Annotated in this window: 19 protein-coding genes and 1 pseudogene; 18 read left to right on the top strand and 2 right to left on the bottom strand. The window is 60.4% G+C overall.

Annotated elements, in window-relative coordinates; translation table 11 throughout:
- Nucleotides 1–84: 84 nt before the first annotated feature.
- From ACQ5BL_RS13095 to ACQ5BL_RS13025, 15 genes and pseudogenes are all read left to right on the top strand, one after another.
- The gene (locus ACQ5BL_RS13095) at nucleotides 85–1227 is read left to right on the top strand and encodes a glycosyltransferase (protein ID WP_243804088.1); all 1143 of its coding nucleotides are present in this window, start codon (nucleotides 85–87) and stop codon (nucleotides 1225–1227) included.
- A 134-nt stretch (nucleotides 1228–1361) separates the two neighbouring features.
- Nucleotides 1362–2492, top strand: a complete 1131-nt coding sequence (locus tag ACQ5BL_RS13090) for a glycosyltransferase family 4 protein (RefSeq protein WP_243804086.1) — start codon at nucleotides 1362–1364, stop codon at nucleotides 2490–2492.
- 250 nt (nucleotides 2493–2742) lie between these two features.
- The gene (locus tag ACQ5BL_RS13085; RefSeq protein WP_243804084.1) at nucleotides 2743–3699 is read left to right on the top strand and encodes an NAD-dependent epimerase/dehydratase family protein; all 957 of its coding nucleotides are present in this window, start codon (nucleotides 2743–2745) and stop codon (nucleotides 3697–3699) included.
- 109 nt (nucleotides 3700–3808) lie between these two features.
- Nucleotides 3809–4360, top strand: coding sequence for a sugar transferase (locus tag ACQ5BL_RS13080; RefSeq protein WP_243804082.1), 552 nt, complete (start codon nucleotides 3809–3811; stop codon nucleotides 4358–4360).
- A 28-nt stretch (nucleotides 4361–4388) separates the two neighbouring features.
- Complete coding sequence (locus ACQ5BL_RS13075; RefSeq protein ID WP_243804080.1) at nucleotides 4389–6389, top strand: polysaccharide biosynthesis protein; 2001 nt, start codon at nucleotides 4389–4391, stop codon at nucleotides 6387–6389.
- A 640-nt stretch (nucleotides 6390–7029) separates the two neighbouring features.
- A complete protein-coding gene (gene rfbD, locus ACQ5BL_RS13070; RefSeq protein ID WP_243804078.1) occupies nucleotides 7030–7935 on the top strand; it encodes a dTDP-4-dehydrorhamnose reductase in 906 nt (301 codons plus the stop codon).
- A gap of 99 nt (nucleotides 7936–8034) precedes the next feature.
- Nucleotides 8035–8359: pseudogene (locus tag ACQ5BL_RS13065) on the top strand (glucose-1-phosphate thymidylyltransferase RfbA); the annotation flags it as partial.
- Complete coding sequence (gene rfbC / locus ACQ5BL_RS13060) at nucleotides 8356–8901, top strand: dTDP-4-dehydrorhamnose 3,5-epimerase (RefSeq protein WP_243804076.1); 546 nt, start codon at nucleotides 8356–8358, stop codon at nucleotides 8899–8901. The pseudogene ACQ5BL_RS13065 and the gene rfbC, both read left to right, overlap by 4 nt.
- A gap of 113 nt (nucleotides 8902–9014) precedes the next feature.
- Complete coding sequence (locus ACQ5BL_RS13055; RefSeq protein ID WP_243804074.1) at nucleotides 9015–10826, top strand: sensor histidine kinase; 1812 nt, start codon at nucleotides 9015–9017, stop codon at nucleotides 10824–10826.
- Nucleotides 10823–12214: a two-component system response regulator DctD gene (gene dctD / locus ACQ5BL_RS13050; RefSeq protein ID WP_243804073.1), complete on the top strand. Its 1392-nt coding sequence runs from the start codon at nucleotides 10823–10825 to the stop codon at nucleotides 12212–12214. Before ACQ5BL_RS13055 ends, dctD begins: the two co-directional genes overlap by 4 nt.
- A 593-nt stretch (nucleotides 12215–12807) precedes the next feature.
- The gene (gene arcD, locus ACQ5BL_RS13045; protein WP_243804071.1) at nucleotides 12808–14256 is read left to right on the top strand and encodes an arginine-ornithine antiporter; all 1449 of its coding nucleotides are present in this window, start codon (nucleotides 12808–12810) and stop codon (nucleotides 14254–14256) included.
- 16 nt (nucleotides 14257–14272) lie between these two features.
- Nucleotides 14273–15529 carry an arginine deiminase gene (gene arcA / locus ACQ5BL_RS13040; protein WP_243804069.1) on the top strand — a complete coding sequence of 419 codons (1257 nt, stop codon included), beginning with the start codon at nucleotides 14273–14275 and terminating at the stop codon, nucleotides 15527–15529.
- A gap of 107 nt (nucleotides 15530–15636) precedes the next feature.
- Entirely contained in the window at nucleotides 15637–16647 is a 1011-nt protein-coding gene (locus tag ACQ5BL_RS13035) for an ornithine carbamoyltransferase (RefSeq protein WP_207886338.1), read from the top strand.
- A gap of 72 nt (nucleotides 16648–16719) precedes the next feature.
- Nucleotides 16720–17652 (top strand): carbamate kinase, encoded by a 933-nt coding sequence (arcC, locus tag ACQ5BL_RS13030; protein ID WP_243804068.1) that lies wholly within the window; start codon nucleotides 16720–16722, stop codon nucleotides 17650–17652.
- 259 nt (nucleotides 17653–17911) lie between these two features.
- Entirely contained in the window at nucleotides 17912–19810 is a 1899-nt protein-coding gene (locus ACQ5BL_RS13025) for a beta-ketoacyl synthase (protein ID WP_243804066.1), read from the top strand.
- 182 nt (nucleotides 19811–19992) lie between these two features.
- On the opposite strand, the gene ACQ5BL_RS13020 is transcribed toward ACQ5BL_RS13025, so the two are convergent.
- Nucleotides 19993–20817: an HDOD domain-containing protein gene (locus ACQ5BL_RS13020; RefSeq protein WP_243804664.1), complete on the bottom strand. Its 825-nt coding sequence runs from the start codon at nucleotides 20815–20817 to the stop codon at nucleotides 19993–19995.
- A gap of 192 nt (nucleotides 20818–21009) precedes the next feature.
- On the opposite strand from ACQ5BL_RS13020, the gene ACQ5BL_RS13015 reads away from it, so the two are divergent.
- The 3 genes from ACQ5BL_RS13015 to ilvD all read left to right on the top strand — a co-directional run bounded on the left by ACQ5BL_RS13015 (nucleotide 21010) and on the right by ilvD (nucleotide 25234).
- Nucleotides 21010–21549: a type 1 glutamine amidotransferase domain-containing protein gene (locus ACQ5BL_RS13015; protein WP_243804064.1), complete on the top strand. Its 540-nt coding sequence runs from the start codon at nucleotides 21010–21012 to the stop codon at nucleotides 21547–21549.
- 90 nt (nucleotides 21550–21639) lie between these two features.
- On the top strand, nucleotides 21640–22836 hold the full coding sequence (locus ACQ5BL_RS13010) for a class I SAM-dependent rRNA methyltransferase (RefSeq protein ID WP_207886342.1): 1197 nt from the start codon (nucleotides 21640–21642) through the stop codon (nucleotides 22834–22836).
- 559 nt (nucleotides 22837–23395) lie between these two features.
- Nucleotides 23396–25234, top strand: coding sequence for a dihydroxy-acid dehydratase (gene ilvD / locus ACQ5BL_RS13005; protein WP_207886343.1), 1839 nt, complete (start codon nucleotides 23396–23398; stop codon nucleotides 25232–25234).
- 92 nt (nucleotides 25235–25326) lie between these two features.
- Here ilvD and ACQ5BL_RS13000 read toward each other — a convergent pair whose 3' ends face one another.
- Complete coding sequence (locus ACQ5BL_RS13000; protein ID WP_279577141.1) at nucleotides 25327–25788, bottom strand: pilin; 462 nt, start codon at nucleotides 25786–25788, stop codon at nucleotides 25327–25329.
- Nucleotides 25789–25794 lie beyond the last annotated feature (6 nt).

The raw sequence follows: 25794 nt of genomic DNA, 5'->3' as shown, positions 1-25794 counted from the left end.
TAGTGCATCTTAGTGGTTTCGAGCCAAGTTTTTTTTGGCATCAGTTACCACTAATAGATGAGGCGAAGCCAATGCAATCATCACATGCACTGGCAGCGTTTTTCCTTGCAACCTTATAACTTTTATGCGAAGGGCGTTTTAATGAACTTAAAATCATTTATTTATTTTGCACTTGTTGATGAAGTGCGGGCGCCAGGGGTTGCAAAAAAAATTAAAAATACAGTCTTGGCCGCAAAGGAGTGCGGCCTGGCATCTGAGAAGCGCATTTATAAGAATCAGCTTTCTGGGATGCTTAGATTTCTTGTGGATTTATGGCGATCAAATTCCGATGTTGTCATGATCCGTTTTTCTGATCTTGCCTTCCCTCTTGTTTTTTTTGTTATGGTTGCGCTGCGCATCAGAGGAACAAAAATTATCGTCGATGTGCCTACACCCCGTGTGGTGGGGCTAAAGGAAATGGATGTTTCTATATCAAAACCTATAGTTCGCTTTTTTAGAAAAGCAATTACATATTTTTCAGCCAGCTGGGTTTTGCTGCCGGCGAGTTTGATTGTGCAGTATGCCGATGAAGGTTGGTGGTTTTCACTTGGGCTTCGCAATAAAACTTATAAGATAGGGAATGGCATTCTAATTGATGGCTCAACTCCGCTTTCTGGTGGGCGCTGGCCTGCTGATGCTGTGAGTTTAATTGGAGTTGCGCAACTGGCAAACTGGCACGGATATGATCGCCTACTTAAAGCCTTAGCGATGGCCAAGAAAGAAGATTGCACATACAAAATAACCCTAACCATTGTGGGTGAAGGGGAAGAATTAGCGGCTCTCAAGCGATTGGCAAGTGATTTGGACTTGAATGACGTTATATTTACTGGGCGCTTAAGCGGAAAAGATTTAGATAGCGCTTTTGAAGGGGCGCACTTTGGGGTATCTAGTCTAGGACTATATAGAAAAGGCCTGAACGAAGCGTCCGACTTGAAAACCCGTGAATACATGGCCAGGGGACTGTGTGTCATAGGTGCTGGAAGGGATCCAGATTTTGAAACTGTTAGCCCCTATAGATTTGAAGTCTCAAACTCAGACAGTGTGCAGGATTTGGCGAGGCTTCTTACTGGACTGAAGAATCTTTCTTTACCCCCGCCCGAGGAGGTAAGGCGCTTTGCTCAAGAGAAACTTTCATTGGGCGCAAAGCTGAATGGCATTCTAGAAGCTATTTGTGACCGACCTTCTTGAGCAGTCAGCTCCATCTTCATTAACGGCTCAGATTTTTTAGTTTTATATTTCTTTATATCTTGCAATATCTTTCACCTACTTCGCATGCTTTAATTTTTGTAGACTTGTAGCGAAGATATACGGAGTATGATTTTTTGATCATATCGCTTATTTCTCAAAATGCCTCTCCTGGCCTTCTGATTTTCCGCAAAGATCTTATTCTTTCCCTGGTAGAGCAAGGGCATAAGGTTTATTGTTTTGCAGTGGACTACGACTCAACTTCTAGAGATTTCATTACGAGATTAGGAGCGACACCTATTGACTACTCTCTTAACAAGGCAGGACTAAACCCTTTTCGGGACATACGAGATATCTTGGCTCTCTCAAAAGAACTCAAAGCTATCCGCTCGGATATAGCCATTAGTTTCTTTGTCAAACCTTCGATGTACGGCACACTAGCTGCCAAACTCGCAGGAGTTCCACGGCGTATCGCTATGCTTGAAGGTTTGGGTTATATCTATACTCCATCCCCGTCGGGCTTTTCGCTCAAGAAGAAAATACTTCAGGCCATTCATGGCCTTCTTTCCAGTGTAAGCTATTTTTTTGCTGAAAAAGTTCTTTTTTTAAACCATGATGATCCTGCTGACCTCCTGCGCAAGGCATGGATAAAAAAAGAAAAGATCTTCGTGGTCGGCCCTATTGGACTGGATTTAAATTTTTATCCTTATTCGCCTGTTGAGACTGCTAGGCCTGTTCGATTTATTTTTATTGCACGTCTTTTGGCGGAGAAAGGTATTTTTGAATACCTAGAGGCTGCGCGACTAGTTAAACGGCATTATCCAAACTCCGAGTTCGTTGTGCTCGGGGGGCTGGACCCAGATAACCCAACTGCATTATCTAACGAGCAACTTCAGACGGTAATTGATGAAGGCATAATCATTTATCCTGGACACGTCTCTAACGTACCTGACTGGATTGTATCCTCGCATGTATTTGTCTTACCGTCCTACCGTGAAGGTTTTCCACGCTCTACACAGGAAGCGATGGCGATAGGCCGCGCAGTAATCACTACGGACACTCCAGGTTGTCGTAATACGGTTAGCGAAGGGGTCAACGGATATTTGGTGCCTCCATGGAACTCCGCGTTGTTGGCAGAAAAAATGCTTCACCTGATTGAACATCCTGAAAAAATCAGGCGCATGGGCGATGAGAGTAATCGAATCGCGGTAGAGAACTATGATGTGCATAGAATCAATTCTGTATTCACTAGTTTAATTGTAGGGTGAATCATTGGATCTAAGGCTCATACTGACTTTGACAAAAACGTCATTTGGCGATCAAGTAGGGAAAATTAAAAACTGTTTTCGCAGAAACAGCTCATCGTGAGACAGGTTTCTATAGGTCGCGATCCGATTACAACTTCACTCATGGAGCTTCTCTTGCTTAAAGTAAAAATGTATCGCCCATGCAGCATATTTGGTGTATTTTAATACTCATGACCACTCGTGGTGCTAGCATTATTTTTCGAGGTTCTTTGTGTCAGACAGAATAAGTATTCTCGTTACTGGGGCTTCAGGCTTTATCGGGAGTTCTCTAACGAACTACTTGCTGGAGCAAGGGCATGAACTCAAAGCTGTTGGGCGTAGCAAACCAACCACTCCTTTGAGATTCCTTCATGGCGAGCTATCTGATGCCGCGCTTCTGAGCAGAGCGCTTCAGGGGGTGGACTGTGTTGTCCATCTAGCGGGCCGGGCTCATCAACTGCGTGATGAAGCTCGTGATCCATTGGCCAGTTTTAGGGCGGTTAACCTCGACCTTTCTGTCGGGCTTGCCCGGCAAGCGGCAATGAGTGGAGTTCGCCGGTTCGTGTTCATGAGCTCTATTGGCGTCAATGGAGCTGCGACTGGTATTGATCCATTCGTGGAGGACGCGGTGCCTGCTCCACATTCAGATTATGCGCAATCTAAACTGGAGGCGGAGCAGGCATTGCAAATGGTGGCGGCCGAGTACGGTATGGAGCTGACCATCATTCGCCCTCCCTTGGTCTATGCCGGGCACGCCCCAGGCAATTTCGCGCGGTTGCTGCGGATAGTGGCGATGGGAATGCCGCTGCCGTTTGGAGGTTTGGATAATCAGCGCAGCATGATCGCGCTGGATAACCTGATTGAATTAATCGCCACATGTGTAGTACATCCAGCTGCAGCAGGGGAGCTTTTTCTGGCAGCGGACGGTGATGATCTTTCTACTGGAGATTTGGTTCATATCCTGGCAGAGGGGATGGGCCGCCAAGCACGGCTATTTCCCATGCCGGCGCGATTGCTCTCGATAGGAGCTACCCTAGTTGGTAAGCGAGCCATATATACGCAGCTGTGTGAGTCATTGCGTGTCGACGCTTCGAAGGCACGGCGTTTGCTTGGATGGCAACCCCGAAAGTCGGCTCGTCAGGCACTGCTTGAGGCAGGGAGCGAGTACTCTCGTCATTGCGGCCGCTAGGCAGTATTCCCCAACCAGCGCAAGTTGTAAGACCTGGCCAGGGTAGGGTGAGGTAGTGTGTTGGCTATATAGCCAGATTTCTAAATGGATTGGATTTAATGGGTGCCCGATGATTCGTTTTTTTGATGTCGTGTTTTCTCTACTGGGGCTGGTTTTTGGCTTCCCCGTTTTGCTAGTCATTTATGCGTTTGGTTTATTGGACACTGGCTCGCCATTATTCATGCAGGAACGTGTCGGGAGAGCCAAAAAACCTTTCACTCTCGTCAAGTTCAGAACCATGAAAGTAGATACCGCCTCTGTTGCCAGTCATCTAGCATCGGCTTCTTCCATTACGACGCTGGGGAGCTTTCTGCGCAAGACCAAGCTTGATGAGTTGCCGCAATTGTGGAACGTGCTGAAAGGTGACATGAGTCTCGTCGGGCCGCGACCCAATTTATTCAATCAGGATGAATTGATTGCCGAGCGTGAAGCCCTGGGCATCTATGCTGTTCGGCCAGGCATTACCGGCTTGGCCCAAATAAACGAGATCGACATGTCTACCCCGAAACTGCTGGCGGAGACCGATGCTAGAATGATCCAGCAAATGTCCGTTCGAAATTATTTCAGCTTCATCATTCAAACGGTTACTGGAAAAGGCTCTGGCGACCGTGTACGGCATTAAAACTAATATAATTATATAAGATATAGTCATGTTGGGATTAGTTGACTCAATACGCACGCGCTTGCTACGGATACCTCGTCGCTACAAGCGGATTCTCCAGGTAACTGTCGATATCTTCCTGGTCTGGATTGCTCTGTGGCTGGCCTTCGTCGTTCGCTTGGGTGAGTTCGATGTCGTTCGCCCCTTCAATGGCCACGGATGGTTGTTCCTCAGTGCGCCGTTGATCGCCTTGCCGCTCTTCATCCGCTTCGGCATGTACCGGGCGGTGATGCGCTATTTGGGTAACGATGCATTAGTTGCCATTGCCAAAGCTGTTTCTCTTTCGGCACTGCTGCTCTCCCTAGAGATCTATTGGTACCGTGGAAGCCCGGTGAGCGTGCCGCGCTCAATGGTGTTCAACTATTGGTGGTTGAGCCTCGTGCTTCTTGGCGGTTTGCGCCTGGCGATGCGCCAGTTCTTCATGGGCGACTGGTTCGATCCCCGGGCAAGAGCCAATATCGCCCGAGGTGACGGACGCATACGCGTGGCCATTTATGGTGCGGGCGCTGCGGGCAATCAGTTGGTAGCGGCCTTGCGCATGGGGCGAACGCTGTTGCCTGTGGCATTTATCGATGACGATTCGTCCATAGCTGGCCGAGTCATTTCGGGGTTGCAGGTATACAAACCCAAGCATATCGCGCAGTTGATCGATGAGACTGCAGCGAGTGAAGTGTTGCTGGCCATTCCGTCCGCGTCTCGTGGGCGCCGTCGTGAAATGCTGGGAATGCTCGAAGCGTATCCGTTGCATGTCCGTTCGGTGCCGGGAGTCGTGGACCTCGCCAGCGGCAAGGTTAAGGTCGACGATCTGCAGGAAGTCGACATTGCCGACCTGCTCGGGCGCGATGCCGTGCCGCCGCAGCAGGAGTTGTTCGAGCGTTGTATCAAGAAGCAGTCGGTACTGGTTACAGGAGCCGGTGGCTCGATCGGTTCGGAGTTGTGCAGGCAGATTCTGTCTTCCGGGGCTCGGGTGCTGATTCTGTTCGAGCATTCCGAATTCAATCTCTACAGCATTCACAGCGAGTTGGAGCGGCGCATCGTTCGCGAATCGCTGAAGATCCAGCTGGTGCCGATACTCGGCTCGATTCGCAATCCAGTTCGACTGCAGGATGTATTGAAAACCTGGCAGGTGAATACTGTTTATCACGCGGCGGCCTACAAACATGTGCCAATGGTGGAGCACAACATCGCCGAGGGCGTACTGAACAATCTGCTTGGCACTCTGTATACCGCGCAATCGGCCATCAAAGCGGGTGTGGCGAATTTCGTGCTGATCTCGACCGACAAGGCGGTGCGACCGACCAATGTTATGGGCAGTACCAAGCGACTGGCGGAAATGGTACTACAGGCGCTGAGCAGGGAGGCTGCACCAGCATTGCATGGCGACGGTGGCGTTCACCGGGTGAATAAGACCCGTTTCACCATGGTGCGTTTCGGCAATGTCCTGGGATCTTCCGGCTCGGTGATTCCGTTGTTCCGTGAGCAGATCAAGCGCGGAGGCCCGGTCACTGTTACACACCCGAATATCACACGCTACTTCATGACCATTCCGGAAGCTGCACAGCTGGTTATTCAGGCAGGATCCATGGGGCAAGGCGGCGACGTGTTCGTGCTCGATATGGGTAGCCCAGTGAAGATTGTCGACCTGGCCGAGAAGATGATCAGGTTGTCGGGGCTTAGCGTGCGCTCCGAGTCCGATCCGCATGGGGATATCTCCATCGAGTTTTCCGGGTTGCGCCCAGGCGAGAAGCTCTACGAAGAGCTTCTGATTGGCGACAACGTGCAGCCAACCGAGCATCCCATGATCATGCGGGCCAATGAGGAATACCTTTCCTGGGATGTACTCAAGGAGCGCGTGGAAGCGTTGCTCACGGCTGTTGAAGCGGATGATTTTGTTCAGGTTCGGCAACTGCTACGTGAAACCGTCAGCGGTTATGTCCCGGATGGAGACATCGTCGATCACATCTATATCCAACGCCGAACGGACATGTGAGGCCATGGTTTAACCGGCTATTTGCAGGGTAGTTGTCACCTGAACATCTCACCCTGCGGCAGCGTGTTCTGTAACATCCGACACTGCTGACGGCTGGCTGGCCTCTACCGGACGATGCTGCCCGGCAACCTCTGCAGGTTGCCGTATCACCTCCACAATGACCCTGATCCAAGACGCCCCTCGTCACATCAGGTCCAACTCTGTCCTCGGCTGGACTGCTGCACACTCTGAACAGTGATCAGCCTGGACAAGCGAGCCGACGCCGGCAACCGAGCGAGCCTGGCCGACCTCGATGACGACGACAAGCGAGCCTTTGTCCATGACGATGCAGGGCATGTGGACAAGACCTACAATGCCAGAGGCTGGAACGAGAAATCCCGGCAAGAAGTGGTAGACCACGTCTGTGACGAACTCGACCGGGAGTCTCCTCGCAACGAAGGTCCCGGCACCGTGAGCAGATTCACTTCCTCAAGGGCGGCCCCTGCCACGATCACCGCTGCGCCATCGATGCCATGCTCCTGGAGTGTGGGTTGGACCGGAGCCGGCAGAGACCTTTGATAGTGGAATTGCCAAAATCGCCCGCGGGCCCCGAAAGCGTTTGCCAGCGGGCCTATCGTCAATGACTGAGCCAACAGTGCATATGAACGACATTCTGATCCTCGGGGCCAACGGCCAGGTCGGCTGGGAGTTGCAACGCTCTCTATCCCCCCTGGGTCAGCTGACCATCTGCGATCGCCAGCGTGGCAACCTGGAGGACACCGAGGGTCTACGTTCGCTGGTGCAGTCCATATGCCCCGCTATCATCGTCAACGCCGCTGCCTATACCTCAGTCGATAAGGCGGAGGCCGACGTCGACCGGGCACGTCGGGTGAATGCCGAGGCCGCCTGCGTGCTGGCAGAACTGGCTGCCGACCTGGACGCCTGGCTCGTACATTATTCGACCGACTATGTATTCGACGGCAGCGGCACCCAACCCTTCCGCGAAAACGACCCTACCGGACCACTCAACATCTATGGCAGAACGAAGCTGGAGGGCGATCAGGCGATTCTCAACAGTAATTGCCGCCACCTGATCTTCCGCACCAGTTGGGTCTATGCCGCGCGCGGCACGAACTTCGCCAGGACCATGCTGCGCCTGGCGGCGGAACGCGAGGAGCTGCGCGTGATTGCCGATCAGGTCGGCGCACCAACCAGTGCCGAATTGATCGCCGACGTCACCGCCCAGGTGCTCGCACAGCTGTGCCATCGTCCTGACGCCCGATCGCTTGCCGGCCTCTATCACCTGACCGCAGATGGCGCGGTCAGCTGGCACGGCTATGCGCGCTTCGTGATCGAGCAGGCCATCGCCCTGGGGTTGCCACTTCGCACCCTGCCAGAGCAGGTTCTGCCAATCCCTACCCGGGACTACCCACTACCGGCAACACGCCCCAAAAACTCTCGCCTCGATACCCGCAAACTGCGGGAAACGTTCGGCCTGAACCTGCCTGCATGGGAAACTCACGTGAAGCGGATGCTGATCGAACTGGCGGGAGAAAAAGCCGCATGAAGCGTAAAGACATCCGGGAATGTTGATCATCTTTACACCAGAGGACGCTCCCCCGGATCAGTAACTGCCAGGCAACGGCAACCAATGAGGCATCGGGATCGCCAAGAGCCTCCCCTGACACGCGGCGAACTGGAAATCACCAACGTTAATCACATCCGCCTGGAAAAGAGCGAGTTGTCGGTTGAGATCATGGGACGCGGCTATGCTGGCTGAATACCGGCATCCGTGAATCCCTGCTCGAAGCCGGTCAACTCGTCACAACCTTGGAGAACCGGCAGGGACTCAAGGTCGCGTGCCCGGACGAGACTACCTCCCGCCAGGGATGGATCGGTCCGGAAGTCCTGCCAAAGCTGGTCGTACCGCTGCCCCAAGCGGGCACGGCCTGTATCTCCAACGCCTCCTGACACAGACGGTGCACCGATGAACGTCACCCCGCTGGCCATTCCCGATGTTCTATTGATCGAACCCCAGGTATTCGCTGATAGCCGTGGCTTCTTCTTCGAAAGCTACAATCAGCAGAAGCTCGAACAGTCGATCGCCCGCAAGATCAATTTCGTACAGGACAACCACTCCTGCTCGTCCCGTGGTGTGCTGCGCGGCCTGCACTATCAAATTCGCCAGGCCCAGGGAAAATTGGTGCGCGTCGTTCGGGGCGCGGTGTTTGATGTCAGCGTGGACATCCGTCGTGGCTCGCCGACCTTCGGCCAGTGGGTCGGACAAGTCCTCAGCGAAGAGAACAGACGACAGGTATGGATTCCCGAAGGCTTCGCCCACGGTTTCCTGGTGCTCAGCGAAAGTGCGGAGTTTCTCTACAAGACCACGGATTTCTGGGCGCCGGAACATGAGCGCTGCATCGCCTGGAACGATCCGGAACTCGCCATCGACTGGCCACTCGACGCAGAGCCAGCACTGTCCGGGAAGGACCGAGAAGGGCGCCGTCTGGCAGACGCCGAACTCTTCGACTGAGGCACCGAGAGACGTTTGTCCGCGAGCGAGCCGCAAGGGGCTGAGCAGTTCGCCGGATGCAACCTGCCCGGCATTGATCGGTGTAGCATCCATAGCGAATACGCCCCCAAGCGATGTATGCCGACTTGAACCTTCACCTCACCCGCTGGCGCTCGCTGGCTCTTCTCGCCTTGCTGCTGGCGCCGCTGCTCTGGCCGCTGCACCACTTCGCCGAGCGCTACTACAGCCAGCAGATCGCCCAGCAGAACCAGCAGACCCTCGACCTCTACGTCGCCAACCTGCTCGGTACGTTGCGCCGCTATGAGGACCTGCCGCCGATCCTCGGCGAGCTTCCGACGCTACGGGCCGCGCTCCAGTCTCCCGGCAACCTGCTCCTGCAGAACGCCGCCAACCTCGAACTGACGCGCATCCGCGGGCGCACCGGCGCCGACGTGATCTACCTGATGCAGCCGGACGGCCTGACCCGCGCCGCCTCCAACTGGGATCAGCCCGACAGCTTCGTCGGCCGCAATTTCTCGTTCCGTCCTTACTATAAGGAAGCGATGCAGGGGCGCCCCGCGCGCTTCTTCGGCCTGGGCACCACCTCCAAGCGCCGCGGCTACTTCTTCGCCAGCGAGGTGCGCGACGGGGATACGCTGCTGGGCGTGCTGGTGGTGAAGGTCGACCTGGAACACATGGAGCAGCTGTGGGGCAATACGCCCGACCAGTTACTAGTGATGGACAGCGACGGCGTGGTCATCCTGTCGTCCAACAAGGCCTGGCGCTTCCATACCAGCCGCGAGCTGTCGCCGGCCAAGCAGCGCGAAATCGCTGAGAACATCCCCTACCCCGTCCTGCATCCCGCACCGCTGAAGATCGACCAGCGCCGCTGGATCAGCCAGAGCCGCCAATTGCCGGAAACCGGCTGGACCGTCAGCATCTATACCCCGCGCACCCAGGTCGACGGCCCGGTGCGCAGCGTCGTGCTGATCGGCGCGGCCACCCTCGTCGCGCTGCTCCTGCTGCTGTCGCTGCTGACCATCAGCCGCCGTCACTACCTCGAACGCATCGAACTGGAGGCTCAGGCCAAGCACGAGCTGGAACTGCGTGTTCAGGAGCGCACCCAGGAACTGGAAGATGCCAACACCCGCCTGCAGGAAGAGGTCCGCAACCGCGAACAGGCCCAGCGCGAACTCATGCATGCCCAGGACGAAGTGGTACAGGCCGGCAAGCTGACCGCACTGGGCACCATGTCCGCCAGCATCAGCCACGAACTCAACCAGCCGCTGGCGGCGATCCGCAGCTACGCCGACAACGCCCGCGTGCTGCTCGACCACGAGCGCTACGACGACGCGCGCGGCAACCTGCAGCAGATCGGCGAGCTGACCGGACGCATGGCCTCGATCATCGGCCACCTCAAGGCCTATGCGCGGGGAGCGCGGCGCGCGCCGGAGAACGTCGCCCTGCAGCCGGCGATCAACGATGCCCTGGCGCTGGTCGCGCCGCGCCGGCAGGCGATGAACGTGGAACTGCTGCGCGACCTGCCGGATGCCGCGATCTGGGTGCAGGCCGGCGAGACCCGGCTGCGGCAGATTCTCTCCAACCTGCTGTCCAACGCCCTCGACGCCCTCACCGAGAAGGCGCCACCGCGACGCATCTGGCTGACCGCCGAGCAGACGCCCGAGCGCATCATCCTGTCCCTGCGCGACAACGGCCCCGGCTTCTCCGAGCAGGCGCTGGCCCATGCCCGCGAACCCTTCTTCACCACCAAGACCAGCGCCAAGGGCCTTGGCCTGGGCCTCGCCATCTGCGACACCCTGTTACGAACGCTCGGCGGTCATCTGGAATTGGGGAATCACCCCGAGGGCGGCGCTCTCGTACAATTGCACCTGTTGCCGGGAATCCCCGGCGTGACTTCGACGCCGCAGGAGGAAACCCGCGCATGAGTTTGGCCGCGCCCTTCGATCCCACCACCCAGGTGCTGCTGATCGACGATGATCCGCATCTGCGCCAGGCACTGTGCCAGACCCTCGACCTGGCCGGCTTCAAGGTCGTCGCCCTGGCCGATGCGCGCCAGCTCGATACCCAGCAGGCGCGGGACTGGCCCGGCGTGATCGTCAGCGATATCCGCATGCCCGGCATCGACGGTCTGCAGTTGCTGGAGCAGTTGCACGCGCAGGACGCCGAACTTCCGGTGATCCTGGTCACTGGTCACGGCGACGTCCCGCTGGCGGTCAAGGCCATGCGCTCGGGCGCCTACGACTTCCTGGAAAAACCCTTCCCCAGCGATGCATTGCTCGACAGCGTACGCCGCGCCCTCGATGTACGCCGCCTGGTGCTGGAGAACCGCAGCCTGCGCCTGGCGCTGTCCGAGCAGAAGGAACTGCGCGGCCGCCTGGTTGGCCAATCCGCCCCCATGCAACGCCTGCAGCAGCAGGTCGCCTCGTTGGCGGCGATCCAGGCGGACGTGCTGATCCTCGGCGAGACCGGCTCAGGCAAAGAGGTGGTCGCCCGCGCCCTGCATGACCTGTCCAGTCGCCGCAACGGTCCCTTTGTCGCCATCAATGCCGGCGCGCTCGCCGAGTCGGTGGTGGAGAGCGAGCTGTTCGGCCATGAGCAAGGCGCCTTCACCGGCGCGCAGAAACGGCGCATCGGCAAGTTCGAATACGCCAATGGCGGCACGCTGTTCCTCGACGAGATCGAGAGCATGAGCCTGGACGTGCAGGTCAAGCTGCTGCGCCTGCTGCAGGAACGTACTGTCGAGCGCCTGGGCTCCAACCAGCTCATCCCGCTGGATATCCGCATCATCGCCGCCACCAAGGAAGATCTGCGCCTGGCCTCGGACGAAGGCCGCTTCCGCGCCGACCTTTATTACCGCCTGAACGTCGCCAGCCTGCGCATCCCGCCGCTGCGCGAGCGCGGCGACGATATCCTCCTGCTGTTCCAGCACTTCGCCGAACGCGGAGCGCAGCGACACGGCCTGACAGTGCGCCCCCTGGACTCCGCACAGCGCGGGCAGCTGCTGGCCCACGGCTGGCCGGGCAACGTGCGCGAACTGCAGAACGCCGCGGAGCGTTATGCACTGGGACTGGACCTGGGACTCGACGAGCTTGGCGCCCAGACGTCTCCGGCCACCACCGGCGCGGGGCTGAACGAACAGGTCGAGGCCTTCGAGCGCTCGCTGATCGCCGCCGAGATGAGCCGTCCGCACAGCTCGCTGCGCAGCCTGGCCGAAGCCCTCGGCGTGCCGCGCAAGACCCTGCACGACAAGCTGCGCAAGCACGGGCTGCTGTTCTCCGGTGGCGGGAATCCCGCCGAGGACGCCGACGGCTGAGCAGGAATCCGCCTATTCAATGAGCGGCCCCATCGGGCAAAGCCCGGAAACTGGAGACGCAGCAGACTGGCACACCCCTTGCTCTTCATTTGTTAATGCGTGTTGCGCATTGCTTCGTGCCGCATCTGCCTGCGGCGCGCCCTCCGGGCCACGAACCCGGCGGTGTCCTTCGGCCCCCATGCCATCTGGCGCCTTCGGCGCTTCGCCGGGCGCAGCGATCCTGCCCCGGCCAATCCATTCTTCTCCCAAGTGACTTCGCCGCCGTCAGGCGCCTTCACTTGTATCAGAACGTTCCTACACACCCGGCCTCTCGCTGCAACCATTGCCCATGGCAAGCGTGCCGTATCGCACATCTGGATGGACGCGGCAGCAAACTGCCACAGCGCTGTCACATAACCGCGATCAAATTTTCACGAAAGCCTCTCTAAATCGGGCATTACTGGGAAATTCCTTCTATCTTGTCAGCGGGGTGAGCGGAGCTGGAGTACCGCTCAATACATTGGATAGCAAGCTATTGACCCACGTCAGGGAGCGTCCCTGACAGACGGCGCTTAATAGCTACACTCTCCAACTTCCTATAGGGAGATTCTTAAATGTCGCAAGAAAGCAGCCAAAAATTAAAACTCGGTGCGCTGACAGCCCTTGTCGTTGGTTCCATGATCGGCGGGGGTATTTTCTCCCTCCCGCAAAACATGGCCGCCAGTGCTGACGTCGGCGCAATTCTCATCGGTTGGGCCATCACCGCGGTCGGGATGCTGACCCTGGCATTCGTCTTCCAGACCCTGGCCAACCGCAAACCTGAACTCGACGGCGGTGTGTACGCCTACGCCAAGGCCGGCTTCGGCGACTACATGGGCTTCTCCTCAGCCTGGGGCTACTGGATCAGCGCCTGGCTCGGCAACGTCGGTTACTTCCTTCTTCTCTTCAGCACCCTTGGCTACTTCTTCCCGATCTTCGGCAAGGGCGACACCCTGCCGGCGGTGATCTGTGCCTCGGTGCTGCTGTGGGCCCTGCACTTCCTGGTACTGCGCGGGATCAAGGAGGCGGCGTTCATCAACACCATCACCACCGTCGCCAAGATCGTCCCGCTGTTCCTGTTCATCCTGATCTGCCTGTTCGCCTTCAAGCTGGACATCTTCACCGCTGACATCTGGGGCGCGAGCAATCCGGAACTGGGCAGCGTGATGAACCAGGTGCGCAACATGATGCTGGTCACCGTCTGGGTGTTCATCGGTATCGAAGGCGCGAGCATCTTCTCCTCCCGTGCGGAAAAACGTTCCGACGTCGGCAAGGCCACCGTGATCGGCTTCATCACCGTCCTGCTTCTGCTGGTGCTGGTGAACGTGCTGTCCATGGGCGTGATGACCCAACCGGAACTGGCCAAGCTGCAGAACCCGTCGATGGCGCTGGTGCTGGAGCACGTGGTCGGTCACTGGGGCGCGGTGCTGATCAGCGTCGGTCTGCTGATCTCCCTGCTGGGTGCCCTGCTCTCCTGGGTACTGCTGTGCGCCGAGATCATGTTCGCCGCGGCCAAGGACCACACCATGCCGGAGTTCCTCCGCAGGGAGAACGCCAACCAGGTGCCGGCCAACGCCCTGTGGCTGACCAACATCTGCGTGCAGGTCTTCCTGGTGGTGACCTTCTTCTCCTCGGGCAGCTCCGACGGGATGGACCCGTACACCAAGATGCTGCTGCTGGCCACCTCGATGATCCTCATCCCGTACTTCTGGTCCGCGGCCTACGCCCTGCTGCTGGCAGTCAAAGGCGAGACCTACGACAAGGACCCGGGTGACCGCACCAAAGACCTGATCATCGCCGGTATCTCGGTCATCTACGCCGTCTGGCTGATCTACGCCGGTGGCCTGAAATACCTGCTGCTGTCGGCGCTGCTGTATGCGCCCGGCGTCATCCTCTTCGCTAAAGCGAAACATGAAGTGGGCCAACCCATCTTCACCAATGTCGAGAAGCTGATCTTCGCGGGTGTCGTCATCGGCGCCCTGATCGCGGCCTACGGCCTCTACGACGGCTTCCTCACTCTGTAACTCTTGGAGACATCTCATGAGCACGGAAAAAACCAAACTTGGCGTTCATTCTGAAGCTGGCAAACTACGCAAAGTGATGGTCTGCTCGCCTGGACTCGCCCACCAACGCCTGACCCCGAGCAACTGCGACGAGTTGCTGTTCGACGACGTAATCTGGGTAAACCAGGCCAAGCGCGACCACTTCGACTTCGTCACCAAGATGCGTGAACGCGGAATCGACGTCCTGGAAATGCACAACCTGCTGACCGAGACCGTCCAGAACCCCGAGGCCCTGAAGTGGATCCTCGACCGCAAGATCACCAACGACAGCGTTGGCCTGGGCCTGACCCAGGAACTGCGCGGCTGGCTGGAAAGCCTGGAGCCACGCAAGCTGGCCGAGTTCCTCATCGGCGGCGTGGCCGCTGACGACATCCCCGACAGCGAAGGCGCCAAGGCGCTGAAGATGTACCGCGACTACCTGGGTCACTCCAGCTTCCTGCTGCCGCCGCTGCCCAACACCCAGTTCACCCGCGACACCACCTGCTGGATCTACGGCGGCGTGACCCTGAACCCGATGTACTGGCCGGCGCGCCGTCAGGAAACCCTGCTGACCACCGCCATCTACAAGTTCCACCCGGAATTCGTTAACGCCGAATTCGAAGTCTGGTACGGCGATCCGGACAAGGACCATGGCATGTCCACCCTGGAAGGCGGCGACGTGATGCCGATCGGCAACGGCGTGGTCCTGATCGGCATGGGTGAGCGCAGCTCCCGCCAGGCCATCGGCCAGGTTGCACAGGCGCTGTTCGCCAAGGGCGCTGCCGAGAAAGTCATCGTTGCCGGGCTGCCGAAGTCCCGCGCCGCGATGCACCTGGACACCGTCTTCACCTTCTGCGACCGCGACCTGGTCACCGTCTTCCCGGAAGTGGTGAAGGAGATCGTTCCCTTCGTCCTGCGTCCGGACGAGAAGAGCCCCTACGGCATCAACGTCCAGCGCGAAGACAAGGACTTCCTCACCGTCGTCGCCGAATCGCTGGGCCTGAAGAAACTGCGCGTCGTGGAAACCGGCGGCAACAGCTTCGCCGCCGAGCGCGAGCAGTGGGACGACGGCAACAACGTAGTCTGCCTGGAGCCGGGCGTGGTGGTCGGCTATGACCGCAACACCTACACCAACACCCTGCTGCGCAAGGCCGGTGTGGAAGTGGTCACCATCAGCGCCGGCGAACTGGGCCGGGGCCGTGGCGGCGGTCACTGCATGACCTGCCCGATCATCCGTGATCCGATCGATTACTGATTCCAACAGAGCACACAAACCCTGCCAGGCGGCCCGAACAGGGCCGCCCGCCTCGCCAGCCACGAACCCACTGACGGGGCCGAGAATTCCATCCAAGGAGAAAGATCATGGCTTTCAACATGCACAACCGTAACCTGCTCAGCCTGATGCACCACAGCACCCGCGAGCTGCGCTATCTCCTCGACCTGTCCCGCGACCTTAAGCGCGCCAAGTACACCGGCACCGAGCAGCAACACCTCAAAGGCAACAACATCGCGCTGATCTTCGAGAAGACCTCGACCCGCACCCGTTGCGCCTTCGAAGTGGCCGCCTATGACCAGGGCGCCAACGTCACCTACATCGACCCGAACTCCTCGCAGATCGGCCACAAGGAGTCCATGAAGGACACCGCCCGCGTTCTCGGCCGCATGTACGACGCCATCGAATACCGTGGCTTCAAGCAGGAGATCGTCGAAGAACTGGCCAAGTACGCCGGCGTACCGGTGTTCAACGGCCTGACCGACGAATACCACCCGACCCAGATGCTGGCCGACGTGCTGACCATGCGTGAGCACAGCGACAAGCCGCTGCACGACATCGCCTACGCCTACCTGGGCGACGCCCGCAACAACATGGGTAACTCCCTGCTGCTGATCGGCGCCAAGCTGGGCATGGACGTGCGCATCGCCGCACCGAAGGAACTCTGGCCGACCGAGGAACACGTCGCCGCCTGCAAGAAGTTCGCTGAAGAAAGCGGTGCCCGCATCACCATCACCGAAGACCCGAAAGTCGCGGTCAAGGGCGTGGACTTCATCCACACCGACGTGTGGGTCTCCATGGGTGAGCCGGTCGAAGCCTGGGGCGAGCGCATCAAGGAACTGCTGCCCTACCAGGTCAACATGGACATGATGAAGGCCGCCGGCAACCCGCGCGTGAAGTTCATGCACTGCCTGCCCGCCTTCCACAACAGCGAAACCAAGGTCGGCAAGCAGATCGCCGAGCAGTACCCGAACCTGAAGAACGGCATCGAAGTGACCGAAGACGTCTTCGAATCCCCGTACAACATTGCCTTCGAGCAAGCGGAAAACCGCATGCACACCATCAAGGCAATCCTCGTTTCGACCCTCGCCGACATGTAATGCCGGGCCGTCCCCGGACCGCGACGCCGTCGCCGGTCCGGGGGCGTTTCCACTCTTTCGGAGGTAATGAATATGCGTATCGTCGTCGCATTGGGCGGCAATGCCCTGCTGCGTCGTGGCGAGCCCATGACTGCCGACAACCAGCGCGCCAACGTGAAGATCGCCGCCGAGCAGATCGCCAAGGTCGCTCCGGGCAACGAACTGGTGATCGCCCACGGCAATGGCCCGCAAGTCGGCCTGCTGGCCCTTCAGGGCGCAGCCTATGAAAAGGTTTCCCCGTACCCGCTGGACGTCCTGGGTGCCGAGACCGAAGGCATGATCGGCTACATGATCGAACAGGAAATGGGCAACCTGCTGCCGTTCGAAGTACCGTTCGCCACCATCCTCACCCAGGTCGAAGTCGACTCCAAGGACCCGGCCTTCCAGAACCCCACCAAACCGATCGGCCCGGTCTATTCCAAGGAAGAGGCAGAAGCCCTCGCCAAGGAAAAAGGCTGGAGCATCGCGCCCGATGGCGACAAGTTCCGCCGCGTGGTCGCCAGCCCTCGTCCGAAGCGCATCTTCGAGATTCGCCCGGTCAAGTGGCTGCTGGAGAAAGGCACCATCGTCATCTGCGCAGGCGGTGGCGGCATTCCGACCATGTATGACGAAGCCGGCAAGAAACTCTCCGGCGTCGAAGCGGTGATCGACAAGGACCTCTGCTCCTCGCTGCTGGCCCAGGAGTTGTCCGCCGACGTCCTGATCATCGCCACCGACGTGGACGCGGCCTACATCGACTGGGGCAAACCGACCCAGAAGGCCATCGCCCAGGCCCACCCGGACGAACTGGAACGCCTCGGCTTCGCCGCCGGCTCCATGGGTCCGAAGGTCATGGCGGCCATCGAGTTCGCCCGCAACACCGGCAAGGATGCGGTGATCGGCTCGCTGGAAAACATCGTGGCCATCACCGAAGGCAAGTCCGGTACCCGCGTCAGCACCAAAAAGGCTGGCATCGAATACCGCTGAGTAATACCCGCAACCCCCGGGAGCCCCTCGCGGCTCCCGGCTCCCCCCTCCTTCCATCGTCCTCGCTCGATCTGCACGGAAATTCGTCGTCTTCTTCCGTCAAATCCTGGCGTTAGCGTGACTCGACGGTCATCATCCTCGTCAGCTAAAGCATTCGAATCACTCTAGCCACCGCTGGCTTTGTGCCACTGGGCTGCCCCGCCTTGGGCAATCACCGCCCGAACGCACAAGATGGACTTGCTGAAGGAGTTTCCGAGAGATGTCTCGACTACCGGTCATCGTTGGTTTTGGTGGGTATAACGCTGCGGGCCGCAGCTCGTTCCACCATGGGTTCCGCCGCACCGTCCTCGAATCCATGGAGAGCGCCGCTCGCCAGGAAACCCTCGCCGGCCTTGCGGTGATGATGAAGCTGGTGAAGTTCGATGCCGGTCACTACCGCGATGCCGAAGGCCAGGCACTGACCCTGGCCCAGATCGAACAGCGCTTCGGCGATCAGGTCCGCCAGTCCACCCTGATCCGCCGCATCGAACTGCAATACCTCGACGTCGATGCCGCCCACTGCCACAAGAGCATCACCCTCGGCGCCGCCGGCAGCCCGGTTACCTTCAGCACCCAGCGCAAGCAACTGCCCGAGCCGCTGCCGGCCAACTGGTCGGTGGAAGAACTCGAAGGCGGCGAAGTGCGCGTCACCCTGCATGACAGCTGCGAATTCAAGGTCGACAGCTACCGCGCGCTGCCGGTGAAGTCCGCCGGCCAGCTGCCCACCGGCTTCGAGCCGGGCGAGCTGTATAACTCGCGCTTCCACCCGCGCGGCCTGCAGATGTCCGTGGTTGCCGCCACCGACGCGGTGCGCTCGGTCGGCATCGACTGGCAGACCATCTGCGACCACGTACAGCCCGACGAAATCGCCGTGTTTTCCAGCAGCATCATGAGCCAGCTGGACGAGAACGGTTACGGCGGCCTGCTGCAATCGCGCCTGCGCGGCCACCGCGTATCGGCCAAGCAGCTGCCGCTGGGCTTCAACAGCATGCCCACCGACTTCATCAACGCCTACGTGCTGGGCAGCGTCGGCATGACCGGCAGCATCACCGGCGCCTGCGCCACCTTCCTCTATAACCTGCAGAAAGGCATCGACGTCATCACCACCGGCCAGGCCCGCGTGGCCATCGTCGGCAATGCCGAGGCGCCGATCACCTCCGAGATCATCGAGGGCTACGCCGCCATGAGCGCGCTGGCCACCGAGGAAGGCCTGCGCAACATCGATGGCCGCGACGATGTCGACTTCCGCCGCGCCAGCCGCCCGTTCGGCGAGAACTGCGGCTTCACCCTGGCCGAGTCCGCCCAGTACGTGGTGCTGATGGACGACGCCCTGGCCCTGGAGCTGGGCGCCGAAATCCACGGTTCGGTGCCGGACGTGTTCATCAACGCCGACGGCTTCAAGAAGTCCATCTCCGCGCCCGGCCCAGGCAACTACCTGACCATGGCCAAGGCCGTGGCCGCCGCCGCGCAGATCGTCGGCCCGGACAGCGTGCGCAAGCACAGCTTCGTCCATGCCCACGGCTCCAGCACCCCAGCCAACCGCGTCACCGAATCGGAAATCCTCGACCGCGTCGCCACTGCGTTCGGCATCAGCGAGTGGCCGGTCACCGCGGTGAAGGCCTTCGTCGGCCACTCCCTGGCCACCGCCAGCGCCGACCAGCTGATCTCCGCCCTGGGCACCTTCCGCTACGGCGTGATCCCGGGCATCAAGACCGTGGAAAAGTTCGCCGACGACGTGTTCAAGGACCACATCGCCCTGTCCAACACCGATGTGCGCCGTGATGACCTGGAAGTCTGCTTCATCAACTCCAAGGGCTTCGGCGGCAACAACGCCACCGGCGTACTGCTGTCCCCGGCCATCACCGAGAAGATGCTGCGCAAGCGCCACGGCGATGCCGCCTTCGACGCCTACCAGACCCGCCGCGAAGCCACCCGCGCCGCCGCCCGCCAGTACGACGAGGCCGTGACCCAGGGCCGCTTCGACATCATCTACAACTTCGGTAACGACATGATCGACGAGCAGGCCATCGAGATCAGCGAAAAGGGTGTCCAGGTGCCGGGCTTCAACCAGGCCATCACCTACAAGAAGGACGAACGCTTCAGCGACATGCTCGACTGATCGCCGCCGCTCCATGAAAAAGCCGGGCAGATGCCCGGCTTTTTCATGTCTGCGGAGAGGCTAGCCGTAGGAGCGCGCCATGCGCGCGATCGCGGCCAGGGCCCGCCCCTACGGGGAAAACTCAACGGCTGCATAGGAGCGGATTTATCCGCGATGGCCAACCGCCGCGTCGGGGTTCCAGGTCAATATGTCCCCTGCCCCACTCCAAGCTCGAGAATGCTCGCCTTGAGGTTCTCGAAGTCGTACTCCGACAGCCCCACGTAATCCAGCACCTTGGCGCGGATGCTGTCCCACTCGTGGTCTTCCGGCTGGTTGCCCAGTACACGGTGCGAGCCGCAGATGTGCTCGGCCATCTTGAGGATCGCCAGCAGGTTCTTCAGCTGCGTATCGCGGGCGCTGTCGTCGCTGAAGATCGACAGCGCATTGTGATGGTTGGCGATGGCCTCGCAGACGTGCTCCGGCAGGCGCCAGGAGCGCGCGGTGAAATAGCCGACCACCGCATGGTTGGTGTTCAGCACGCGGTTCTCGGTGTCCACCACCCGGCGCTCATCGCTGGCGCTGGCATAGGCCTCCTCCAGCACCGCCATGTAGTGCGGGAAGCGCTTGAGCATCAGCGGAATGCCGCAGTTGTGGAACAGCCCCAGCGCATAGGCCTCGTCCACCGACTCATAGCCGATGCGCTTGGCCAGGTTCAGGCAGCTCATGGCCACGTCCTGCGCGGTGTCCCAGAAGCGGTTGAGGGTGACGATGGTGTCGTCGCTCATCTCGCCCTTGATCGACTGCGCATTGATCAGGTTGATCACCGAGCGGCTGCCCAGCAGGTTCACCGCGCGCTGGATCGAGGTGATGCGGTTGGCCAGCCCGAAGAACGGCGAGTTCACCAGCTTCAGCAAGGCACCGGACAGCCCTGGGTCCTGGCTGATCAGCCTGGCGATCGCCTTCAGGTCCGGGTTGGGCATGAACTGCTCCATCTGCAGGTCAACCATGATCTGCGGCTGTGGCGGCACACTGATGCCCTGAAGGGCCTGGCGGATCTGTTCGGCGGAAAGTTCCTGGGACATGGGTAGCCGTGCTGAAGGTTGACGGGGCGCACAGTTTACCCAGAGCGCGAGCTTCTGGAACCGGCGTTTTAGACTGAACTTTCATCGGCGGCAGTGTCGGAACCTTTACACCCAAAAGGACGAAACGGGAGATTCGCCATGAGCCAGACCCTGAACGGCAAGACTGTCGCCATCCTGGTAACCGACGGCTTCGAGCAGGTGGAGCTGACCGGCCCGCGCAATGCCCTGGAACAGGCCGGGGCCAAGGTTCGCATTCTTTCCGACAACAAAGACGAGGTCCGTGGCTGGAACCATGACAAGCCCGGCGACAACTTCAAGGTCGATGGCACCTTCGAGACGGCGCACATCGACGAATACGACGCCGTGCTGCTGCCCGGCGGCGTGATCAATTCCGACCAGATCCGCAGCCTGCCCAAGGCCCAGGAACTGGTACGGCGCGCCGATGACGCCGGCAAGCCCATCGCGGTGATCTGCCATGGCGCCTGGCTGCTGGTCTCCGCCGGCCTGGTCAAGGGCCGCACCCTGACCAGCTGGAACTCCCTCAAGGACGACATCAGCAACGCCGGCGGCCATTGGGTGGACCGCCCGGTGGTGAAGGACGGCCTCCTCATCAGCAGCCGTAAGCCCGACGACATCCCCGTCTTCAGCAAGCAGCTGATCGAAACCCTCGCCGCCTGACACTCCCAGTCGACCAAAAGCGCACGCGCCCCGCTCCGGCGGCGCGTGCCGCTGCGGTATAATCGCGCTCTTTTGCCGGAGCCTTTCCCCATGACCCTGCCCAGCCTGCGTCTGAAAGCCAACGCCGAGCGCCGCCTGCGCGCCGGCCACCTGTGGGTCTACAGCAACGAGGTGGACGTCGCCGCCACCCCGCTGAACGGTTTCGGCGCCGGCGAACAGGCCATCCTCGAAATGGCCAACGGCAAGCCGCTGGGCATCGTCGCGATGAGCCCGAACAACCTCATCTGCGCGCGCCTGATTTCCCGCGATACCAAGCACGTTCTCGACAAATCCCTGCTGGTTCACCGCCTGAACGTCGCACTCAGCCTGCGCGACCGTCTGTTCGACAAGCCCTTCTACCGCCTGGTCTACGGCGACTCCGACCTGCTGCCGGGCCTGGTAGTGGACCGTTTCGGCGACGTGCTGGTGGTCCAGCTCGCCTCGGCGACCATGGAAAAGCACCGCGACGACGTCCTCGCCGCCCTGCTGCAAGTGCTCAAGCCCAGCGCCGTGCTGTGGAAGAACGATTCCAGCGCCCGTGATGCCGAAGGCCTGGAGCGCTATGTCGCCAACGCCTACGGCGAAGTCCCGGAATGGGTCGCCCTGGAAGAGAACGGCGTGAAGTTCGAGGCCCCGGTGCTGGCCGGCCAGAAGACCGGCTGGTTCTACGACCACCGCATGAACCGTGCCCGCCTGCAGCCCTACGTGCAGGGCAAGCGCGTACTCGACCTGTTCAGCTACATCGGCGGCTGGGGCATCCAGGCCGCGGCCTTCGGCGCCAGCGACGTCATGTGCGTCGATGCCTCCGGCTTCGCCCTGGACGGCGTGGAGCGCAACGCCGCGCTGAACGGCGTGGCCGACAAGGTCGCCTGCGTCGAAGGTGACGTGTTCGAAGCCCTGCGCGAGCTGAAAGCCGCCGACGAGCGCTTCGACGTGATCGTTGCCGACCCGCCCGCCTTCATCAAGCGCAAGAAGGACCTGAAGAACGGCGAAGCCGCCTACCGCCGCCTCAACGAACAGGCCATGCGCCTGCTGTCCAAGGACGGCATCCTGGTCAGCGCCTCCTGCTCCATGCACCTGCCCGAGGACGACCTGCAGGACATCCTGCTCGGCAGCGCCCGCCATCTGGACCGCAACATCCAGCTGCTCGAGCGCGGCGGCCAGGGCCCGGACCACCCGGTGCACCCGGCGATCCACGAGACCCGCTACATCAAGAGCCTGACCGTGCGCCTGCTGCCCAACGGCTAAGGCATCACGGCACGTCGGAAGACGGGGCGTTTCCGCGAGGGAACGTCCCGTTTTCATTTCATTGGCGTAGGGCGGATAAAGCGGAACGCTTTATCCGCCGTTTCGACCGACATGGCGGATAACGCTTGAGGCGTTATCCGCCCTACAGGCGGCGCAGCGTCACTTCATCGGCATCAGCGAATCCGACTCGCTGATCACTGCCTCCCCCTGGGAAAAGTCGACAGGCCAAGCTCAAAGCACGCCATCGAGGCAAAAGTGCAGGCCGCTGCCGACCGTCAGCCTTTCCCTGGCGGCAAGGGCCGGCGTAGAATCCGGGCATTCCTGCCATTTATCCCCCGGCGGGCCTGTGAGCCCCGGCCGAGCAGGCGGTGACCCCGCCACGCCCCGCGCCGACCTCGCCCATGCAAGGCCATCTGCTGTTTGCATCCGGTGCGTACCGCGCTCACGATACGAAATCAGAGTCCGCTCAAGGTCTCGCCGGCCAGCCCTACCCGCTGTACGCCGCCGCACGAAAGACCCGGAACGGCTCCCACCGTGACCTGATGCGCAGGAACCCGTCATGCCCGATTACCGTTCTAAAACCTCCACCCACGGCCGCAACATGGCCGGCGCCCGCGCCCTCTGGCGCGCCACCGGGATGAAGGACGAAGACTTCAAGAAGCCGATCATCGCCATCGCCAACTCCTTCACCCAGTTCGTGCCCGGCCACGTGCATCTGAAGGACCTGGGCCAGCTGGTCGCCCGCGAGATCGAAAAACACGGCGGCGTGGCCAAGGAATTCAACACCATCGCCGTGGACGACGGCATCGCCATGGGCCATGACGGCATGCTCTATTCCCTGCCGTCGCGCGAGATCATCGCCGACTCCGTGGAATACATGGTCAATGCCCACTGCGCCGACGCCATCGTCTGCATCTCCAACTGCGACAAGATCACCCCCGGCATGCTGATGGCCGCCCTGCGCCTGAACATCCCGGTGGTCTTCGTCTCCGGCGGCCCGATGGAAGCCGGCAAGACCAAGCTGGCCAACCACGGCCTGGACCTGGTGGACGCCATGGTCGCCGCCGCCGACGACTCCTGCTCCGACGAGAAAGTCGCCGAGTACGAGCGCAGTGCCTGCCCGACCTGCGGCTCCTGCTCCGGCATGTTCACCGCCAACTCGATGAACTGCCTGACCGAAGCCCTGGGCCTGTCCCTGCCGGGCAACGGTTCGACCCTGGCCACCCACTCCGACCGTGAGCAGCTGTTCCTGCGCGCCGGCCGCCTGGCCGTCGAGCTCTGCCAGCGCTACTACGGCGAAGGCGACGAGTCCGTGCTGCCGCGCAACGTCGCCAGCTTCAAGGCGTTCGAGAACGCCATGACCCTCGACATCGCCATGGGCGGTTCGACCAACACCATCCTGCACCTGCTGGCCGCCGCCCAGGAAGCCGAGATCGCCTTCGACCTGCGCGACATCGATCGCCTGTCGCGCAAGGTGCCGCAGCTGTGCAAGGTCGCGCCGAACATCCAGAAGTACCACATGGAAGACGTGCACCGCGCCGGTGGCATCTTCTCCATCCTCGGTGAGCTTGCCCGTGGCGGCCTGCTGCACACCGACGTGCCGACCGTGCACAGCCCGAGCATGGCCGACGCCATCGCCCAGTGGGACATCACCCAGACCCAGGACGAGAAGGTCCACACCTTCTTCAAGGCCGGCCCCGCCGGCATCCCGACCCAGGTTGCGTTCAGCCAGAGCACCCGCTGGCCGACCCTGGACGATGACCGCGCCGAAGGCTGCATCCGCAGCGTCGAGCACGCCTACTCCAAGGAAGGCGGCCTGGCCGTGCTGTACGGCAACATCGCCCTGGACGGCTGCGTGGTGAAGACCGCCGGCGTGGACGAATCCATCCACGTCTTCGAAGGCCGCGCGAAGATCTTCGAGAGCCAGGACGGTGCCGTGAAGGGCATCCTTGCCGACGAAGTGAAGCCGGGCGACATCGTGATCATCCGCTACGAAGGTCCGAAAGGCGGCCCGGGCATGCAGGAAATGCTGTACCCGACCAGCTACCTGAAGTCCAAGGGCCTGGGCAAGGCCTGCGCCCTGCTCACCGACGGCCGCTTCTCCGGCGGTACCTCGGGCCTGTCCATCGGCCACGCCTCGCCGGAAGCCGCCGCTGGCGGCGCCATCGGCCTGGTGCAGGACGGCGACAAGGTGCTGATCGACATCCCCAACCGCAGCATCAACCTGCTGGTGAGCGATGAAGAACTGGCCGCCCGCCGCGTCGAGCAGGACAAGAAGGGCTGGAAGCCGGCCCAGCCGCGCGCTCGTAAAGTGAGCACCGCGCTGAAAGCCTACGCCCTGCTGGCCACCAGCGCCGACAAGGGTGCGGTGCGCGACAAGTCTCTGCTGGAAGGCTGAGCCTTGCAGCGGTAAGAAAAAGCCCGGCGAATGCCGGGCTTTTTTTGTTGCGACTCCGCTACCGGATGGCCGGTTGCGGAGTTCGCTGAACTTCACGAGCTGGTTTTCGGCGTCTTCGGGCAGTCGCCATACCCCGGCTTCATGCCACGCTCCGCGTTGCAGATCGAACCTTTTTCTTCCCAGGCAATGTTTCCGGTCGTTTTGTCCTTCGTGGGCGTCAGTTTGATAGTCAGGGCATTACCGTCAACGTCGGAAGCGCCAGTTTTCGCCTCGATGACGCCATCCGTCACCGAGTAGTCTTCGGTCACGTTTGATGTATAGGTGAAGCTCTCAGGGATACCGAATGCCCCGGCAACACACTCCGATGACTTCGCTTCCGACAGACAAAGGCTGACCGCTGTCTTCACCCCGGACAGCTCGCTCTTGGCCGCCGCAGCCCTCGAGCGCGACGAGTAATCTGAATACAAGGGAATCGAAACCGAAGCCAGAATGCCGATGATCGCCACGACGATCATCAGTTCGATCAGGGTGAATCCGCGCTGCACGTTGCTCATCATCAA

It is taken from the genome of Pseudomonas sp. B1-22 (assembly GCF_050474425.1).
In the GTDB taxonomy this organism is placed as follows: Bacteria; Pseudomonadota; Gammaproteobacteria; order Pseudomonadales; family Pseudomonadaceae; genus Pseudomonas.
Note: the sequence above shows the minus strand (reverse complement) of the source record. Positions and strands in the feature narration are given on the sequence as shown.

Bases quoted from the DNA above. Each gene is read 5' to 3' on its own strand.
- ACQ5BL_RS13095 (WP_243804088.1), top strand. From the start codon at position 85: ATGCACTGGCAGCGTTTTTCCTTGCAACCTTATAACTTTTATGCGAAG.
- ACQ5BL_RS13080 (WP_243804082.1), top strand. From the start codon at position 3,809: ATGATTCGTTTTTTTGATGTCGTGTTTTCTCTACTGGGGCTGGTTTTT.
- ACQ5BL_RS13075 (WP_243804080.1), top strand. From the start codon at position 4,389: ATGTTGGGATTAGTTGACTCAATACGCACGCGCTTGCTACGGATACCT.
- rfbD (WP_243804078.1), top strand. From the start codon at position 7,030: ATGAACGACATTCTGATCCTCGGGGCCAACGGCCAGGTCGGCTGGGAG.
- rfbC (WP_243804076.1), top strand. From the start codon at position 8,356: ATGAACGTCACCCCGCTGGCCATTCCCGATGTTCTATTGATCGAACCC.
- ACQ5BL_RS13055 (WP_243804074.1), top strand. From the start codon at position 9,015: ATGTATGCCGACTTGAACCTTCACCTCACCCGCTGGCGCTCGCTGGCT.
- dctD (WP_243804073.1), top strand. From the start codon at position 10,823: ATGAGTTTGGCCGCGCCCTTCGATCCCACCACCCAGGTGCTGCTGATC.
- arcD (WP_243804071.1), top strand. From the start codon at position 12,808: ATGTCGCAAGAAAGCAGCCAAAAATTAAAACTCGGTGCGCTGACAGCC.
- arcA (WP_243804069.1), top strand. From the start codon at position 14,273: ATGAGCACGGAAAAAACCAAACTTGGCGTTCATTCTGAAGCTGGCAAA.
- ACQ5BL_RS13035 (WP_207886338.1), top strand. From the start codon at position 15,637: ATGGCTTTCAACATGCACAACCGTAACCTGCTCAGCCTGATGCACCAC.
- arcC (WP_243804068.1), top strand. From the start codon at position 16,720: ATGCGTATCGTCGTCGCATTGGGCGGCAATGCCCTGCTGCGTCGTGGC.
- ACQ5BL_RS13025 (WP_243804066.1), top strand. From the start codon at position 17,912: ATGTCTCGACTACCGGTCATCGTTGGTTTTGGTGGGTATAACGCTGCG.
- ACQ5BL_RS13015 (WP_243804064.1), top strand. From the start codon at position 21,010: ATGAGCCAGACCCTGAACGGCAAGACTGTCGCCATCCTGGTAACCGAC.
- ACQ5BL_RS13010 (WP_207886342.1), top strand. From the start codon at position 21,640: ATGACCCTGCCCAGCCTGCGTCTGAAAGCCAACGCCGAGCGCCGCCTG.
- ilvD (WP_207886343.1), top strand. From the start codon at position 23,396: ATGCCCGATTACCGTTCTAAAACCTCCACCCACGGCCGCAACATGGCC.
- ACQ5BL_RS13000 (WP_279577141.1), bottom strand. From the start codon at position 25,788: ATGAGCAACGTGCAGCGCGGATTCACCCTGATCGAACTGATGATCGTC.